Origin of the sequence: Clostridium sp. HV4-5-A1G (assembly GCF_900184915.1) — a bacterium.
Classification (GTDB): Bacteria; Bacillota; Clostridia; order Clostridiales; family Clostridiaceae; genus Clostridium_B; species Clostridium_B aromativorans.
In genome coordinates this window covers 1-17,441 of sequence record NZ_FXYI02000063.1, presented here as the reverse complement: position 1 = coordinate 17,441, position 17,441 = coordinate 1, and the positions used below count along the sequence as shown (strand labels likewise).

At 32.5% G+C, this 17,441-nt stretch carries 13 protein-coding genes and 4 tRNA genes; all 17 read right to left on the bottom strand.

All coding sequences use genetic code 11. The features are described from left to right. Window positions 1-413 precede the first annotated feature (413 nt). Window positions 414-1,790 carry a UDP-N-acetylmuramoyl-L-alanine--D-glutamate ligase gene (murD, locus tag J5G60_RS08635; protein ID WP_150357811.1) on the bottom strand — a complete coding sequence of 459 codons (1,377 nt, stop codon included), beginning with the start codon at window positions 1,788-1,790 and terminating at the stop codon, window positions 414-416. A gap of 415 nt (window positions 1,791-2,205) precedes the next feature. Continuing rightward, window positions 2,206-3,597: a glycine--tRNA ligase gene (locus J5G60_RS08630; RefSeq protein WP_150357810.1), complete on the bottom strand. Its 1,392-nt coding sequence runs from the start codon at window positions 3,595-3,597 to the stop codon at window positions 2,206-2,208. 334 nt (window positions 3,598-3,931) lie between these two features. Continuing rightward, window positions 3,932-4,006, bottom strand: a tRNA-Asn gene (locus J5G60_RS08625). Window positions 4,007-4,176: 170 nt separating this feature from the next. After that, window positions 4,177-5,688, bottom strand: coding sequence for a lysine--tRNA ligase (gene lysS / locus J5G60_RS08620; RefSeq protein ID WP_150357809.1), 1,512 nt, complete (start codon window positions 5,686-5,688; stop codon window positions 4,177-4,179). 16 nt (window positions 5,689-5,704) lie between these two features. After that, a complete protein-coding gene (gene greA, locus J5G60_RS08615; protein ID WP_150357808.1) occupies window positions 5,705-6,184 on the bottom strand; it encodes a transcription elongation factor GreA in 480 nt (159 codons plus the stop codon). A 172-nt stretch (window positions 6,185-6,356) separates the two neighbouring features. Then, entirely contained in the window at window positions 6,357-7,181 is an 825-nt protein-coding gene (locus tag J5G60_RS08610; protein WP_150357807.1) for a hypothetical protein, read from the bottom strand. Between the two features lie 58 nt (window positions 7,182-7,239). Continuing rightward, a complete protein-coding gene (gene dusB / locus J5G60_RS08605; protein ID WP_150357806.1) occupies window positions 7,240-8,202 on the bottom strand; it encodes a tRNA dihydrouridine synthase DusB in 963 nt (320 codons plus the stop codon). Continuing rightward, window positions 8,202-8,990 carry a type III pantothenate kinase gene (locus tag J5G60_RS08600; RefSeq protein ID WP_150357805.1) on the bottom strand — a complete coding sequence of 263 codons (789 nt, stop codon included), beginning with the start codon at window positions 8,988-8,990 and terminating at the stop codon, window positions 8,202-8,204. The genes dusB and J5G60_RS08600 overlap by 1 nt, the downstream gene beginning before the upstream one ends. 168 nt (window positions 8,991-9,158) lie before the next feature. Next, window positions 9,159-9,542, bottom strand: a complete 384-nt coding sequence (locus J5G60_RS08595; RefSeq protein ID WP_150357813.1) for a thioesterase family protein — start codon at window positions 9,540-9,542, stop codon at window positions 9,159-9,161. Between the two features lie 161 nt (window positions 9,543-9,703). Next, window positions 9,704-11,506 (bottom strand): ATP-dependent zinc metalloprotease FtsH, encoded by a 1,803-nt coding sequence (ftsH, locus tag J5G60_RS08590; RefSeq protein WP_150357804.1) that lies wholly within the window; start codon window positions 11,504-11,506, stop codon window positions 9,704-9,706. A gap of 82 nt (window positions 11,507-11,588) precedes the next feature. Then, window positions 11,589-12,134: a hypoxanthine phosphoribosyltransferase gene (hpt, locus tag J5G60_RS08585; RefSeq protein ID WP_150357803.1), complete on the bottom strand. Its 546-nt coding sequence runs from the start codon at window positions 12,132-12,134 to the stop codon at window positions 11,589-11,591. Between the two features lie 3 nt (window positions 12,135-12,137). Then, a complete protein-coding gene (gene tilS, locus J5G60_RS08580) occupies window positions 12,138-13,526 on the bottom strand; it encodes a tRNA lysidine(34) synthetase TilS (RefSeq protein WP_150357802.1) in 1,389 nt (462 codons plus the stop codon). A gap of 179 nt (window positions 13,527-13,705) precedes the next feature. Then, window positions 13,706-16,093, bottom strand: coding sequence for a stage II sporulation protein E (spoIIE, locus tag J5G60_RS08575; RefSeq protein WP_150357812.1), 2,388 nt, complete (start codon window positions 16,091-16,093; stop codon window positions 13,706-13,708). Window positions 16,094-16,433: 340 nt separating this feature from the next. Then, window positions 16,434-16,510, bottom strand: a tRNA-Met gene (locus tag J5G60_RS08570). A gap of 14 nt (window positions 16,511-16,524) precedes the next feature. Next, window positions 16,525-16,600: transfer RNA gene (locus J5G60_RS08565), tRNA-Met, on the bottom strand. A 9-nt stretch (window positions 16,601-16,609) separates the two neighbouring features. Next, window positions 16,610-16,698, bottom strand: a tRNA-Leu gene (locus J5G60_RS08560). Between the two features lie 129 nt (window positions 16,699-16,827). Beyond that, a complete protein-coding gene (locus tag J5G60_RS08555; protein WP_150357801.1) occupies window positions 16,828-17,238 on the bottom strand; it encodes a S1 domain-containing RNA-binding protein in 411 nt (136 codons plus the stop codon). Window positions 17,239-17,441: the final 203 nt, after the last annotated feature.

Below are 17,441 nucleotides of genomic sequence, written 5' to 3'. Positions count from 1 at the left end.
GCTCAAAAGAATTGCTGGTTTATTCTCATATAAGTTTCCCTATATTTATTCTGTTCAATTTTCAAGGATCATCTCAAGCTGCCTGCTCTTCTTTAAGACAGCTTTTATAGTATATCATCTGTAACTACATTTGTCAATGTTCTTTTCTGAATTTTTATTATTTTTTTAAAACATAAAAAATTGAAAAACATTGATTCTATCATGTTGCCGCTTCATTTCGTGACAACAGTTGATATTCTATCATATTTCATTTTATTTTCTCTGCAGTATATATCCTTAAAACCAATTTATCTTATATTTCCTGCTGTATAATAGCTTTTTCTATACCATTCATATACTGATACACTAGGTGCTGTTTATTTTACAAGTGCAAGATGATCAATTATATTGGAACATACTATCGACTGATAAAATTAAAGTTTACACACTATCTCCTTAAAGCTGTTTCCTCTAACTTCAAAATTTGGAAACATGTCGAAGCTAGCGCAAGCTGGTGAAAGAGTAATAATATCTCCATTCTCTGCCAGCTCTCTGGCTTTATTAACTGCATCAAATAAAGAATTAACTACAACTATTGGTACATGAATTCCCTTTTCATTTTTCAATTTATCAAACGCTTCTTTTATCTTACCTTTTGTAGCACCCATTAGTATTAGAGCTTTTATCTTTTTATATCCTTCTTCTGCCAAAACATCAAAGGGTATTTTTTTATCATATCCACCTGCTATCAATATGACGGGTTTCTCAAAAGCCTTGAGCCCGGCCAAAGTTCTAGTAGGGCTTGAAGCAATGGAATCATTATAATATCTTACTCCATCCACAATTCTTACAAATTCACATCTGTGTTCCACGCCAGAAAAATTAATGGCTACTTCCCTCATATCGCCAATATCCGCATCATCTTTCACTGCACAAAAAGCTGCTAAAAAATTTTCAACATTATGCATTCCCCTAATTTTAACTTCCTTTACTTTGCAAACTTCATTCTCATCTATATATAAACTATTATTTTTTACATATCCTCCTCTATTTAACACCCTTTTACTGCTGAACTGCCTTACACTTCCCGGAGCTTCCGCCACCATGGAATTTACTATGTCATTATCCCTATTTAGCACAAGCAAATTACTTTTATCTTGATATCTAAATATATTCTTCTTAGCATTTATATACTCATTCATATCTTTATGGATATCCAAATGATTGGGGCTAATATTGGTTATAATTGCAACTTCAGGTGATACATTCATAGTCATTAATTGAAAACTTGACAGCTCCAATACAACTTTATCTTCACTTCTCATTTCACCTATTTTAGAAAATAGTGGAGTGCCTATATTTCCTCCCACCCATGTCTTATATCCGTGCTCTTTTAAAATATTATACATAATAGTAGTAGTAGTAGTTTTGCCATCACTTCCAGTTACTCCATATATCTTAGCAGGACAGTACTTAATAAATTCCTCCATCTCAGAAGTTATATAGGCTCCTTTCTGCCTGGCTCTTACAAGATACGGATTATCTATTCTCATAGAAGGTGTTTTGAATATCACCTGAAAATTGTTTAAATTATGAAGGTAATCTTCTCCTAATATAAGATTTATATTCTTTTCCCTAAATTCTTTTGCTATTTTTCCTAATTGATTTTCATTTTTTTTATCAAAAGCAGTAACTTTAGCACCTAAGTTCAATAAAAAATTAATTAGAGGCCTGTTACTTATGCCTATGCCAACTACCGCTGTTCTCTTACCTTTTATAAACTCCTTAAACTCTTCAAAGTTTTTCTTCATAAAATTACCTCCATACCAAATCCATTACAATAATTTATATTTCGATTATATAATAACACAACATATTATAAAATAATATACCGTAAATTTTGAATGAAATTTAATACGAAGCATTGTTATCATACCATATAGATATTGTCAAAATAAAATATGTCGATTATAGTCAAAATTATGAGAAAATATTTAATTTAACAACTTTATTGTTGGCTATTGAAAGTTATTCTATTACTATGCTATACTAAGATTGTGCCGTAAGGAAACATTAATATAATTCCCCAAGTTTTAATTAAACATATAACATATCCCCATGATTAAACCCTAATTTACCGAATAACTAAAGTTATTCGGTAAATTTTTTATTTGAATTTACCGCACTAATCACATGTCTTTAAATCAAGATTAGCACGGCATACTACTAAAATTGTATTTTATTTTCAATAAATCCCTTTAAGTTCTCTATTTTAACCCTAATCTGTTTCATGGTATCTCTATCTCTTATAGTAACAGTATCATCTTTCATAGTATCAAAGTCTATTGTTATACAATAAGGAGTCCCAATCTCATCTTCCCTTCTATATCTCTTACCTATACTTCCTGCATCGTCATAATCTATATTAAAATCTCCCTTTAACATGTTATAAACTTCTAGAGATTTTTCCGACAGCTTCTTGCTAAGACAAAGAACTGCTGCTTTAAACGGTGCTATTGCAGGATGGAAATGCAATACTGTCCTTACATCTCCCCCTTCTAGTTCTTCTTCATCATAGGCATCAACTAAAAATGCAAGCACTGCTCTATCTGCTCCTACAGAAGGTTCTATACAATAAGGTATATATTTTTCCTTAGTCATAGGATCCATATAAGTCATTTCTCTCCCCGAGTGATTTTGATGTTGGGTCAAATCGTAGTTCGTTCTATCTGCTATTCCCCAAAGTTCTCCCCAACCAAAGGGAAATAAATATTCTATATCGGAAGTTGCATTACTGTAGTGAGAAAGCTCTTCTTTACCATGATCTCTAAATCTTATATTTTCTTCTTTCATACCAAGGTTCAATAAAAATTTCCAGCAATAATCTTTCCAATAGCTATGCCACTTTAAATCACTTCCCGGTTTACAGAAAAATTCAAGTTCCATTTGCTCAAACTCTCTAGTTCTAAAAGTGAAATTTCCAGGGGTTATTTCATTTCTAAAAGCCTTACCTATTTGAGCTATTCCAAAGGGGATTTTTCTCCTGCTCGTTCTCTGGACATTTTTAAAATTTACAAATATACCTTGAGCCGTTTCAGGCCTTAAATATATCTCTGACTTTGAATCTTCTGTAACTCCCTGAAATGTTTTAAACATAAGATTAAACTGTCTTATATCAGTGAAATTTTTTTTCCCACAGCTTGGGCATACAATATTATTTTCATCTATATATTTTTTTAATTTTTCATTGCTCCATCCATCCGCGCTGGCCTTTTCTATTCCCTTTGAAGTCATGTGTTCCTCTACTAGTTTATCTGCTCTAAATCTGGCTTTACATTCTTTACAATCCATAAGTGGATCAGTAAAATTTCCCACATGGCCTGAAGCCACCCAAACCTCGCTGTTCATAAGTATTGCACAGTCTATTCCCACATTGTGTTCATTTTCATGGACAAATTTCTTCCACCAAGCTTTTTTTACATTATTTTTGAGTTCTACTCCAACGGGTCCATAATCCCAAGTGTTTGCAAGTCCTCCGTATATATCTGAACCAGGATATACAAATCCCCTATTTTTAGCTAAAGCCACTATTTTATCCATAGTCTTTTCAAAATTCATTTATATTTCTCCTTCCCATAAATTATTCAGTTTTTGTAATTAATTATTTTTAAACACAAATTATGATTTTAGGTATAAAAAAAGAGCTTGACGTAAAGGGACGAATTAACTCCGCGGTTCCACCCTATTTAGCGTAGGCTCATCTTTCACATATCCAGCTCAAAAGCTCCTCTAGCAAAAAATTTCGTTGTTTACACCACCCACAACTTCTCTTTAGAAATTTATAGTGCTATTTTTCTCTATCATAGCTGCTTATTAAATTGTTTATATAAACTTTATTATACCCCATAATATGCAAATGTAAATATTAATTCATTAAAATTGTAGAATAAAATGGCTCCGTGGAGAGGGCTCGAACCTCCAACCCTTCGGTTAACAGCCGAATGCTCAACCATTGAGCTACCACGGAACGACTTACATGTATAATTATATCATGCAATTTAAAAATTGCAATATATTTATACCTTAAAAATAATTAAAATCGCATTATAAAAAGTTAAGACCTTTTTGGTTAAAAAGCCTTAACTTTTATATGTTAATTTTAAATATAAAATATCTATGAATACATGTTCAGACTTACTACTGTTGCTGATTGGGTTTCATTGTAGGGAAAAGTATAACATCTCTTATAGAATAGGAATCCGTCAAAAACATTATAAGTCTATCTATCCCTACCCCCAACCCTCCAGTCGGCGGCATACCTATTTCAAGTGCATTTATAAAATCTTCATCCATCATATACGCTTCATCATCACCTAATTCTCTTTCCTTTAATTGCTGCAGAAATCTTTCTCTCTGAACTATAGGATCATTTAATTCCGAATAAGCGTTACATATTTCCCTTCCAAACACAAAGCCCTCAAATCGCTCTGTGAACTTATCATTTCCTCTCTTTTTCTTGGTCAGCGGAGATATTTCCACCGGATAATCCATTACAAAAGTAGGCTGAATAAATTTCTCTTCACAAAATTCTTCAAACACCGCATCTAATATATCTCCCCTTGTACAATCTCCCAGGGCTTTCTTAAGCTCAATATCTTTATCACTGGCAATCTTTCTGGCCTCTTCATCGGTTTTTATTTCATCGAAATCTATTCCTGTAAACTTTTTAACCGCATCCACCATGGTAATTCTATTCCATGGTGGTTTAAAATCTATTTCTGTATTTTGATATATTACCTTAGTACTTCCCAGTACTTTTTCACATACATAGGCTATCATATTTTCAGTCAGTTCCATCATATCATTGTAATCGGCAAAGGCTTCATACAATTCCATCGCTGTGAACTCAGGATTGTGCCTTATATCTATACCTTCATTTCTAAAATTCTTGCCTATCTCGTATACTTTTTCAAATCCACCAACTATCAACCTCTTCAAATACAATTCAGTTGCAATTCTCAGATACATATCTATATCCAATGCATTATGATGAGTTACAAAAGGTTTTGCAGCCGCACCTCCTGCTATAGAAGAAAGTATAGGAGTTTCCACTTCTATAAAGTTCTTTTCATCTAAAAATTGTCTCATAGCTTTTATAATGGCAGTTCTCTTCAAAAAAGTATCTCTCACTTCTTGATTTATTATCAAATCCACATACCTTTGTCTATACTTTAAATCCGGATCCTTGAGCCCGTGCCATTTTTCTGGAAGAGGTTTTAAAGATTTAGATACCAGCTGAAAATCTATAATATGAATCGTTATCTCACCAGTTTTAGTTTTGAATACTCTGCCTGTTACGGATAAAATATCACCTATATCATAGGATTTATATTCCTTGAGCTTATCTTCACCCACATCATTTATTTTTATATACAGTTGAATCTTTCCATACCTGTCATATAAATCTGAAAACCCGGCTTTACCGTGTACTCTTTTTGATATCAATCTTCCCGCAACAGTTACATCTTTTCCCTCTAGAGTTTCATAGTTATCCCTTACTTCTTTAGAAGTATGAGTCCTATTTACTTTATAAACTTCAAAAGGATCCTTTCCTTCTCCTTTCAAAAGCTCTAATTTTTGCAATCTTTCCTTTATCAATTCATTAGAATTTTCTTCCAGCATGTGTATACTCTTCTCCTCTTTAGTCATGAATATTACCCTCCAATTATCTTCTTATACTCAGTATTTTATATTTACTAACACCATCAGGAACTTGTATTTCAATTATATCCCCCGCTTTTTTCCCCACTAGTCCTTTACCTACAGGTGATTCATTTGATATTTTATTATTAACAGGATCAGCTTCTGCAGATCCTACAATTAAATATTCAACCTCTTCATTAAAATCATAATCTTTCACCTTTACAATGGAACCCACGCTGACTACATCCGGTGGTATTTCATCCTCATCTACTATAGTAGCATTTTTTAGCATATTTTCAAGTTGAACTATTCTTCCCTCTACAAATGCTTGTTCATTTTTAGCACTATCATATTCTGAATTTTCACTCAAATCCCCGAACGAAAGAGCTGTTTTAATCTTTTCCGTAATTTCTTTCCTCTTAACTGTTTTTAAATTCTCCAATTCCTGTTCAAGTTTTCTTATTCCCTCATAAGTCATTACATATTTTTTTGACGTGCTCATTCTGCTCTCCCCTTTTATAATTATATAAAATTCTATCATATCCCATAATATCTTGAATTTTATTACTATTAATTGCCCTTCTCCATTATCATTTAAGTAATTATAAAACAGCACTACTATATTGTCAACGTAATAAAAATTTCATTTCATTAGTTTATAGTTCTCCCCGTTTCTATAAAATCAATTCATCTTTATTAAATTTTATTTTATTTAAAAACACACCATTGGAGTGCAAAGATCTCTCTACATTTCTTTCGCCTAATTGACAAAGTATAGATCCCAAAAGCTCAAAAGATATGTTTTCATACTTAAAACTCCAGGGAATCTTATATCTAATATCATTAACTATAATATTATTTTTATAATAAGGTATATAGCTATTATCCAGATACCATATATATGCCTTGCTATTTATATCAATTCCCCTAGAAGTTATAATAAAATCTGCACTTTTAAAAGAAAAATTCATATCCGACGTGACTATAGGTGTTACACCATAATTTGCCGTAACATACTGTCTGATCCCATTTGCCCTCATAATATTCTTAGAAAGCAGAACTATAAACTTAGCTTCTTTAGCTAAAAAGCATATAGTGTCAAATAAAATAGGCTCTGAAGCATCATAAACAACCATACAACTGCGTCTTATACTTTTTTTTCTATTTCTAAGTATGATTTTCGAACTTGTTACAATACTAAAGGCCATCAATTCCCTTTGGAATTTATTGTACAAATTATAATCAAAATATCTATAAATTTTAGGCGCCAACTGCATATCTTTTATTTTTGACACCTTTTGAGCTCTCAGAATATTATTTTTATAGGAATTAATATTAATATTCAATGGAAATCTTACAATTCCAATTTTGACTCCAAATTCTTTTATAAAAAGTTTTTCCTCCACTCTTATTTTAAATCTATCTTTCATCCTTCCCCAAAAACTATTGTCATCATAAAATATGTTTCTGTCAGATCTAGCATACAAAATAGATTTCAAGCTTGTTATCCTTTTAAATTAGTTACAATATTATTCTATTCTCCCTTTAAATCAAAAATTACAATAGATCTCTATATTTATCTAAAATTTCAAATACACCTTCACTGTGCTTTTCATAGTTTATTTTATCTTTTATTTCCTTACTATTTTTCAAACCTTTTATATACCATGCTATATGCTTTCTCATTTCCTTAACCGCTCTATTTTCACCGCTGTAATAAATTGACTTTTTATAATGTCTTATACACACATCCACCCTTTCCCTAGGTGTAGGATATTCTACAGGACAATTATTCACATACTGCAGTATTTGATTAAATATCCAAGGATTCCCCATAGCCCCTCTTCCAATCATTATTCCATCACACTGCGTTTTATTTAAAATTCTATCTGCATCCTCTGCTGTAAATATGTCTCCATTGCCTATAACTGGAATTTTAACTGCTTTCTTTACTTCCCCTATTATATCCCAATTAGCTTTGCCAATATACATTTGAGCACTAGTTCTGCCATGAACAGCTATAGCATCTGCCCCAGATTGTTCCATACATTTCGCAAAATCTATTACATTTATATTGCGATCATCAAACCCAATTCTCATTTTCACAGTAACAGGCTTTAAAGAAGCCCTTTTCACTTCTTTTACTATTTGTGATGCAAGAATAGGGTTTTTCATCAGGGCAGATCCCTCTCCGTTTTTTACTATTTTATGGGCCGGACACCCCATATTTATATCTACAAGAACAATCTTTTCATTATCGTTAAAAAAATCACAGGACTTAGCCATCACAAGGGGATCACTCCCAAATATCTGCACTCCTACAGATTTTTCTTTAGAAGAGGTCAGAAACATATCCTGAGTTTTTTTATTTCCATAAAACAAAGCTTTAGAGCTTATCATCTCCGTATAGGCAAATCCACACTGCATCTCCCTACATATTTCCCTAAATGCCCTATCTGTAACACCCGCCATGGGAGCTAAAAATACATTATTACAAAATTCCGCTTTCCCTATTTTCATTAAGATATCGGCTCCTTATTTTTGTCATAAATTATTCTAAGTCCTGTTAATGTCAATATGGAATCAATTATATCTATGGACTTAGTTCCTTCCTTTATAAGCTTGGCAAGACCTCCAGTTGCTATCACAAAGGGTTCATCCTCGCCTAAATCCATCATTTCCTTTTTCATTCTCTTAACTATGTAATCTACCTGTCCAATATATCCATATACTAGGCCAGCTTGTATACTAGAGACAGTATTTTTACATATAACCCCAGCGGGTTTAATAATTTCTACTCTAGGAAGTTTAGCAGCCTTTTCAAATAGAGCATCTGAAGATATCTTTATTCCAGGGCATATAGTTCCTCCTAGATAATCCCCTTTAGCAGTAACTGCACAAAATGTAGTAGCTGTTCCAAAATCTATAATAATTATAGATCTCTTGTATATTTCATGAGCAGCTACAGCATTCACTATTCTGTCTGCTCCCACTTCTCTCGGATTGTCATATCTGACATTTATTCCAGTCTTTACTCCAGGCCCAACTATAATGGGAATAACTTTAAAATACTTTATTACCATATGTTCCAATGAATACATGATATTAGGTACTACAGAAGATATAATAGCTCCTTTTATATCCGATAAATTCAATTTATTTTGTAGGAATAGTTCCATTACTTGAACTCCATATTCATCTGCTGTCCTTTTATCATCTGTGGATAATCTCCATACTGAAATAAGCTCATTATCGTCATATACCCCCAATACAATATTGGTATTACCCACATCCAAAACTAAAATCACTAAACAACACCATCTTTCTAAATAAAATTAGTAAATCATTTTATTCATAATATACATAATTCTAGAGCAACTTTAAAGCTGCTCTAGAATTATGTCAAGCTCTGTCAAAATTATAATTTAATTGTATCAATAAAATTCTATTTGTCAAGATAAATCGCGTTCATTTCCCTATTGTATTTTTTTCATGAATTCCTCACTATTTACTATATATCTAACATGGGATCCCTCTCCAATTTTGCCCTTATTGTCCCAGGCTTCAACTTTAAAAAATAACTTCTTCCTGTCAATCTTTTCAAGAATTGCTTCACATCTAACTTTTACATTTACTGGTGATGGCTTAATATGTTTTACGTTTACCTCTATTCCCACCGTAGTGTAGCCTGAAGGAAGGTGAAGATCCACACAGTTTTTACATGTATTTTCAATAAGCGCTATCATTGCAGGCGTAGCAAATACATCCAAATCACCAGAACCCATTTTTTTTGCTGTATCATTCTTAGTTATTTGTATCTCCGCAGTAGAGGTAATACCCTCTTTTAAATTAAATTCCACTATAATCATCTCACTCCGCATAAAATTTACACTTTATAAAACACATAGATTTATTATATCACTGTCAGTTAAGTTTTAAAATATATTACTTACAAAACCATTCTTAGTTTACAATATAAAAAATCCTATGTAACATAGGATTTTTTATATATCGTATTAAATTAAGCTTGAGCAAAAACCTCTTCAAATTCATCTGCCTCAAGTTTTTCTTTTTCAAGCAGTTTCTCAGCAACAGCCCTCAATCTGTTCATATTCTGTGAAAGAAGTTTCTCAGCTTTATTATAGCCTTCATCTATCAATTTCCTTATTTCCTTATCTATTTCAAAAGCTACTTCTTCACTATAATTCTTACCTTTTCCCAAATCCCTTCCTAAAAACACCTCATCATGCCCCGAGCCAAAGGCAATAGGTCCAAGATCACTCATTCCATAATCCATTACCATCTTTCTAGCTATAGTCGTAGCTCTCTCAATATCATTTTTAGCTCCAGTACTAATATCACCGATAACTAACTTTTCTGCCACTCTTCCTCCTAGAAGCCCTACAATTTCATCTTCCAACTTTGCTTTTGACATATAGGAGCTGTCTTTTTCAGGTAGGTGCATGGTATATCCGCCAGCCATTCCTCTTGGTATTATGCTTATCTGATGAACCGGATCTGAATTAGGTAAAAGCTTCATAACCACTGCATGACCTGCCTCATGGTATGCAGTAAGTCTTCTATCTTCTTCATCAATAACCTTACTTTTCTTCTCAGGGCCTGCTATAACTCTAGTTACTGCTTCTTCCAATTCATCCATTCCAATTAAAGTTTTATTTTTTCTAACTGCCAAAAGAGCAGATTCATTCATCAGGTTTTCTAAATCAGCACCAGTAAACCCTGGAGTCCTCTTTGCCAAAACATCCAATTTCACCTCATCGGATAAATGCTTATTCCTGGAATGAACTTTTAATATTTCCTCTCTTCCCTTGACATCTGGAGCACCCACCAATATCTGTCTATCAAATCTTCCAGGTCTTAACAAGGCAGGATCCAGTATATCAGGTCTATTTGTAGCCGCTATCATTATTATTCCTTCATTAGCGCCAAATCCATCCATCTCAACCAATAGTTGATTTAGAGTCTGCTCCCTTTCATCGTGACCTCCACCAAGTCCAGCTCCTCTTTGCCGTCCAACTGCATCTATTTCATCTATAAACACTATACAAGGTGAATTTTTCTTTGCCTGCTCAAATAAATCTCTTACCCTAGAAGCACCTACACCAACAAACATCTCTACAAAATCAGAACCCGATATGCTAAAAAATGGTACCCCTGCCTCACCGGATATTGCCTTTGCCAAAAGTGTTTTACCCGTTCCTGGAGGCCCTACGAGTAAAACTCCCTTAGGTATCCTAGCTCCCATCTCTATATATCTCTTAGGCTGCTTTAGGAAATCCACTATTTCCGCTAGTTCTTCTTTTTCTTCATCTGCCCCCGCAACATCTGCGAAAGTCACTTTTTTCTTATCCGGAGCCGCCATCTTAGCTCTACTCTTACCAAAATTCATAACATTCCGGTTCCCTCCACCGCCTTGCGACTGCTGAATAAACATGAACCAAAATGCCACAAGCATAAGTATTACCAGAACTGTAGGTAAATACTGAACCCACATGGGCATTGTAGCTGGCTTGACGTACATTTCTTGAACTTCACCATCTTTAGGATGTTCTCCTATAAATTGAAACAGTCTTTCAGATGGAACTACAGTTTCATAAGGTGTTCCATCTTTTAAACTTCCTTGAACTGTCATTTTATCTTCTCTAAGTTGAAAACTTTTTATATCGTTATTTAACCAATCCTTTTGAAAATCATTGAAAGTAATAGATACTGAATTATTATCGGTTCTCAATAATAGTAATGCAGCAAGAATTACTAATATAAAAACTATAACCCAGGCCGTTGCACTTGAAAATTTTTTCATTAAAGGCCCCCCTCTCTTTCCAGTTTAATACTGTAAAATTGTATCATAAGTAATATCTCTTTACAATAAATTTTAATGCTAATTATTTATAAACTTCCTCCTTTAATATACCAATATATGGAAAATTCCTATATTTTTCTGCATAATCCAATCCGTATCCTACTAAGAAGTAATCGGGGACTTCAAATCCTATATATTTAACTTTAACATTGACTTTTCTTCTTTCAGCCTTATTTAAGAGAGAAGCTATTTCTATGCTTTTAGCTTTCCTGCCTTTTAAATAATCAACTAAATATGCCAAAGTTGTACCTGAATCTATAATATCCTCCACTATCAACACATACTTACCTTCTATTTCATAATCCAAATCTTTTAAAATTCTTACAACACCTGAACTTTTCGTAGAGTTTCCATAACTGGAAACCGCCATAAAATCCATACTACATGGAATAGTTATCTGTCTCAGCAAATCTGCCATAAATGGGACTGATCCTTTTAATATACCCACCAGCAATAGATCTTTGCCCTCATAATCTCTACTTACTTTTTTTCCTATTTCCCTAACTTTTCCTTTTATCGTGTTCTCATCAAGCAATACTTCTCTAATATCATCACTTATAGTACTCATGATTTATAGTTCCCCGCTTTCAAATCCTATAGTTAAAATGGTTTTACTATTTTTATCAACTTTAAAAAGTTCACTTATTCTATATCCAACTACCCATCCAATTTTGTCGCCAAAACATATTAATTGGACGTTATCCCTTGTGTCTTTGGGTACCTTTAAATCTATAAAAAGATCTTTTAGTTTCTTTTTCCCTGTCATTCCAAGTGGTATTATCCTATCCCCCTTTTTTCTATTCCTCAACACTATATCTCCCTGTATCTTATCATAATCAAAATATTGAATAAACCTATTTTGATTATAGCTCACATATCCTCCCATGTCAGTTAGTTTCAAATAGATTCTTGAATTAATATTCGGAATGTAATTGCACCCAATTTTCAATTTATATTGTTCCGAGCAGAATTTATTAGTTTTCATTGTATTTTTTCTTATTATTATATTACCATAGTCATTCACTGCTAAAATATCATGCGGAAGCATCAGCTCTTTACCTGTGGAATGTTTTTGAATATCTATTATGCCAAGTATATGAACTTTTTCAAAGTCTATCAAACTTTTAGCTATACTTTTTAATGAAAACCTAACTATTCTAGTTAATATGGCTTTTTTCTCTAAAAATGCCTCCTTAAATATTATAACCTTTTCTGGCTTTATATCACAATATTTTTTAAATTTTTCCCTTGAAATATATTCTAAATAGTCATTATCTACTTTTATTGTCTCCGAAAATCTATTTAATACTTCAATTATATCCTTATTAAAATTTTTCTGTATATATGGTATAAGCTCTAATCTTATTTTGTTTCTGGAATATACCGTTTCAAAATTAGTCTTATCAACTCTGGGTTGAAGGTTATTATCACTGCAATATTTTTCAATTTCAGTTCTGGTATTATGTATTAGTGGTCTTACAAAGATGTCATCTCTTATCGGTCTTATCCCAATAAGTCCATTTAATCCAGCTCCCCTTATAATTCTCATTAAGATCGTTTCTGCCTGATCATTAGCATTATGTGCTATAGCTATCTTTTGAGCTCCCAGCTCAATTTTAAGTCTTTTAAAAAACTTATATCTTTCTTCTCTTCCTGCACTTTCACAGGAAATATTCCTCTTTTTAGCTATACTATCTATATCTATCTTTAAGCTTTTAAATTCAATTTCTAGGTTTTTACAAAATCTTTTTACATATAATTCATCCTCATCAGCCTCAATACCCCTCAGACAATGATTTACATGGGCTGCAACCAGTGTAATATTTAATTTCTTACGTAAAATATATAATATATGTAACAGGCATATAGAATCTGGCCCTCCCGACACAGCCACTATTACTTTATCATTGCTATTAAACATCTTATTTTTTTTTATAGTATTCAATACAGATTCTATCAAAACAAGCACTTCCCAAATCAAAAATCTTTATCATAATATGTTATTACATTATACCATAAATATATTATTTTTTGTGGTCAAATAGTATACTACCTATTTAGGCTGTTGATCCTATAAATCATCAACAGCCCAACTCTTATAATATAAAAAATTCTCAATTCTATCATCATCATGTCCCATTAATAAAGACTATATATTTTTTCAACTATCACTGTCATATCATCCTTTATTTTTCCGCCAGACAATTCTTTAGCTCTGTCAATTATTTTCTGACACATTTCTTTTGGATCTGTGCAATCCAACTTTTTTAAAAATTCCACCATCCACTGAAAATTCCCCGTAGTTTCACTGTCATAATCCAGTACTCCATCACTTACCATTACTACAAAATCTCCATTAATTATTCTTTTGTCGGTTATATCTATATCCGGTTTATCCAATACCCCTATAGGAAGAGTTTTGGATTTTATAACTATTATGTCATCTCCCCTTTTTATAAAGCTAGCTGCTGCCCCCATCTTTATAAAATTTATCTCCCCTTCATATAAATCCACACTACTTAAATCCAAAGTGGAAAATTTTTCATCCTCATTAAATTTAATACCCATGATAGAATTCACTGTATTAATGGCAGTCATTTTTTTAAACCCTGAATTAGTAAACTTTTCTATAAGTTCAACTGTAGCAGTGCTCTCTTGACCTGCCTGAGGCCCCGAACCCATGCCATCACTTATTATTGTCATATATGTCCCGTCTGGCAATTTGCCAAAGCTATAACTATCTCCATTATATTTTTCACCATCTTTGCAATTTCCACTGACATAAGTTGCTACATGATATTTAGGCATTTCCTCAAAAGTTATACTGCAGGTACCCATAGAATAATTTATATTGCACCCCTTATCATTTACACACATTAATTTGCCTGAAACACTATTTATAAGTGGCAGCACATCCTTCATGCACTTTTGTTTCCCTCCACAAGCTTCCATAGATAAATTCACAATTAGATGATTTTTTCTATCATTAAAACAAAATACATCTTTATAACGTATATTTTCCTTATTTAAAATTCTTCGGATATCATTTTCAATTTCAGGATTAAATTTTATATCAGAATCAAAATCTTCCGCTATTTCTGCCACTGTTCTGCCCATGTTTTCTATCTGAGACGCTAGAAGTTCCCTGCATTCTCCCAGTCTTATTCTCCACATCTCATCCACAATATAATTGTTTATGATTTCCTCAGTATTTTTCATTAGAAGGGTTCGCTTAATACATTTCCTTTGAATTTCCTCTGGAATATGTTTTTTATTTTCCTGATAATTTTGTATTAATTCCACAAATGCATTATAGGTATAAAAAGTTTCTCTTCTCCAGCACATGGACTTCATATCACAGCTCGTGCAAACCCTATCTGCTAAATTTTCCACAAGAGCACTGCTCTTATTTTTCATAGCCAGTTTATCATTTTCAGCCAGTTCAGCTAGAACAGATGACATATTAACAAGCACACCAGAGAAGTTGTCCAATTTTTTTGTGAAAATAGATTTGATTTTGCCTGCATAATTTTCTTTTAAATATTCCTGCTTTTTCCGGCAATCCAACTCCAATTCCACCTTTTTATATATTCCTTTAGGTATGGCAAGGAATATAATGCAGCTTATAATTACCTCTATAATTTTAAATTCGGCACCTATATTAGAATACATCTTCAATATAGCAAAGGCTACAATATAAGCTGAACCACTAAACCATTTACCTGTTTCTCTAAATACACCTGATACAAGCCCACATAACCCATAAACTGCAGTGTAAATTATCACATCATTAGAGGTAACTCCTATAATAGTTCCCATTGCCACCCCTGCTGCTGCACCTGAAGTACTTCCTTTTACATAACCTAATATGAGAATAAAACTCAAGGCTATTATATTCCTAATGGATACTCCGCCTATACTGCTTCCCCAAGTTCCCGCTATAATTAAAGATATAGTTATAGCCATGCTAATTATCTCTTCACTGTTATATAAATGCCGCGTTTTTGATTTTTTAAAGCATATTATAGAATAGCTAATAATATAATATAATGAGAAGATACATAGAATTTCAAAAACGGAATTAAATGCAGCTACTCCAGCAGTTAATTTAACTACAATAAGTTTATAAAAAAAGAATTCTAAAAATGTAGTTGAAAACAACCAAACAAGCTTCTTATTTTTATCTATACTTTTTAAAATATAATTCAACAAAGCTAATGTGACAGTTATTGTACAGTATACTGGTAAATACTTTACATTTCCATATATAGATATATATCCGAGAAGCGTGCCAAGAGCTGCTGCTAGTGAAGGTATCTGCTTTTCACACGCCGCTATTGATATGAAAAATGCTATTCCAAAAGGTGCCATAAGATTTACCATCATAACTCTTCCCACTAAGAAACCTGCTAAAAAGTAAAATGCCAGTTTAATAATAAGATCTAGATTTTTAAATTTACTCTTTTTCCTCTCACTACTTATTTTTTTTGTTCGTTGATAAGGAAAAACTTCTGCTCCGTATTGCATCAATATCACCCCACCCTATAAAATCACTTTCTTTATTATAGCAATATCTTATGGAAATAAATGTCAGAAGGTGAGGTGTATTCATATTTTTTTTAGGACATTAATTTCTATGTTTTTTCTATAATTTTCCTTTTAGACAATTAGGCTTAAAAAATACCATTGAATTTTAATATATGTACTGGAAAATTTTTTTATCCACATGTAATCATCAATATTTATCTACAATGTTTATAATTCTACTTATATTATAAAATCCACAAAATCCAATGTAGAACTTTGTGTATAAATGTTTATTATTTAAACATAAAAGGACTTGTTAAATTTAACAAGTCCTTACTATTGGTAGCGGAAATAGGAATTGAACCTATGACACTTCGGGTATGAACCGAATGCTCTCGCCATCTGAGCTATTCCGCCATATTATATACAATTGGTTGCGGGGAAAGGATTTGAACCTCCGACCTTCGGGTTATGAGCCCGACGAGCTACCAGCTGCTCCACCCCGCGTCATTATTCTGGTGCTGAAGACCGGAATCGAACCGGTACGGGTTTTAAAGCCCGCAGGATTTTAAGTCCTGTGCGTCTGCCTGTTCCGCCACTCCAGCAATATTTAACAGTTTCTCAACTTGACGACATAAGTTATTATATATGATAAATAGAATATTGTCAACAATTTTATAAAACTTTTATTTTAAAACAAAAGAGGCCATCTGCAGACCTCTTTAAATTTATAATCAATAATTAGACGATTTTTTATAACCTTTTCCTTTAGAATCCTGATGTTTTTTTATGTCTTGAAATCTCTCTTCACTATCTTTTAAAAACTTAGATAACCTGTCTTCAAAACTGCCTTGATTTTGCTTGTTATTTTCCTTTTGCCAGTCTATCTCTAATGGTCTCAAACTCTTCTTATCTTGATCTACTTGCTTCATAGATAAACTTATCTTGCCATTATCATCGATAGAAATCACCTTAACTTTTACCTTATCCTTTTCCTTTAAATAGTCCCTTATATTTTTAACATAAGTATCTGATACCTCAGATATATGGACTAACCCAGTTTTACCCTCAACTTCTACAAAGGCTCCAAAACTAGTAATATTGACTACCGTACCTTCTAGTATGCTTCCTGCCTTCAAGGTCATATTAAAAAGACTCCTCCTTAAAAATAATACTTATATACTAATATTTTACTCTTCTAGTTTTAATAGAGTAGGACTTCTTGGATCTTGCCCAAAAATTTTTCCTGCTTCCACAATTATTTATCCTCCATCATCCTGCAGATATAATTTAAAAATTCTGCTATAGTTTTTTATAATATAATTCATTTATTATTATCTATTACAGG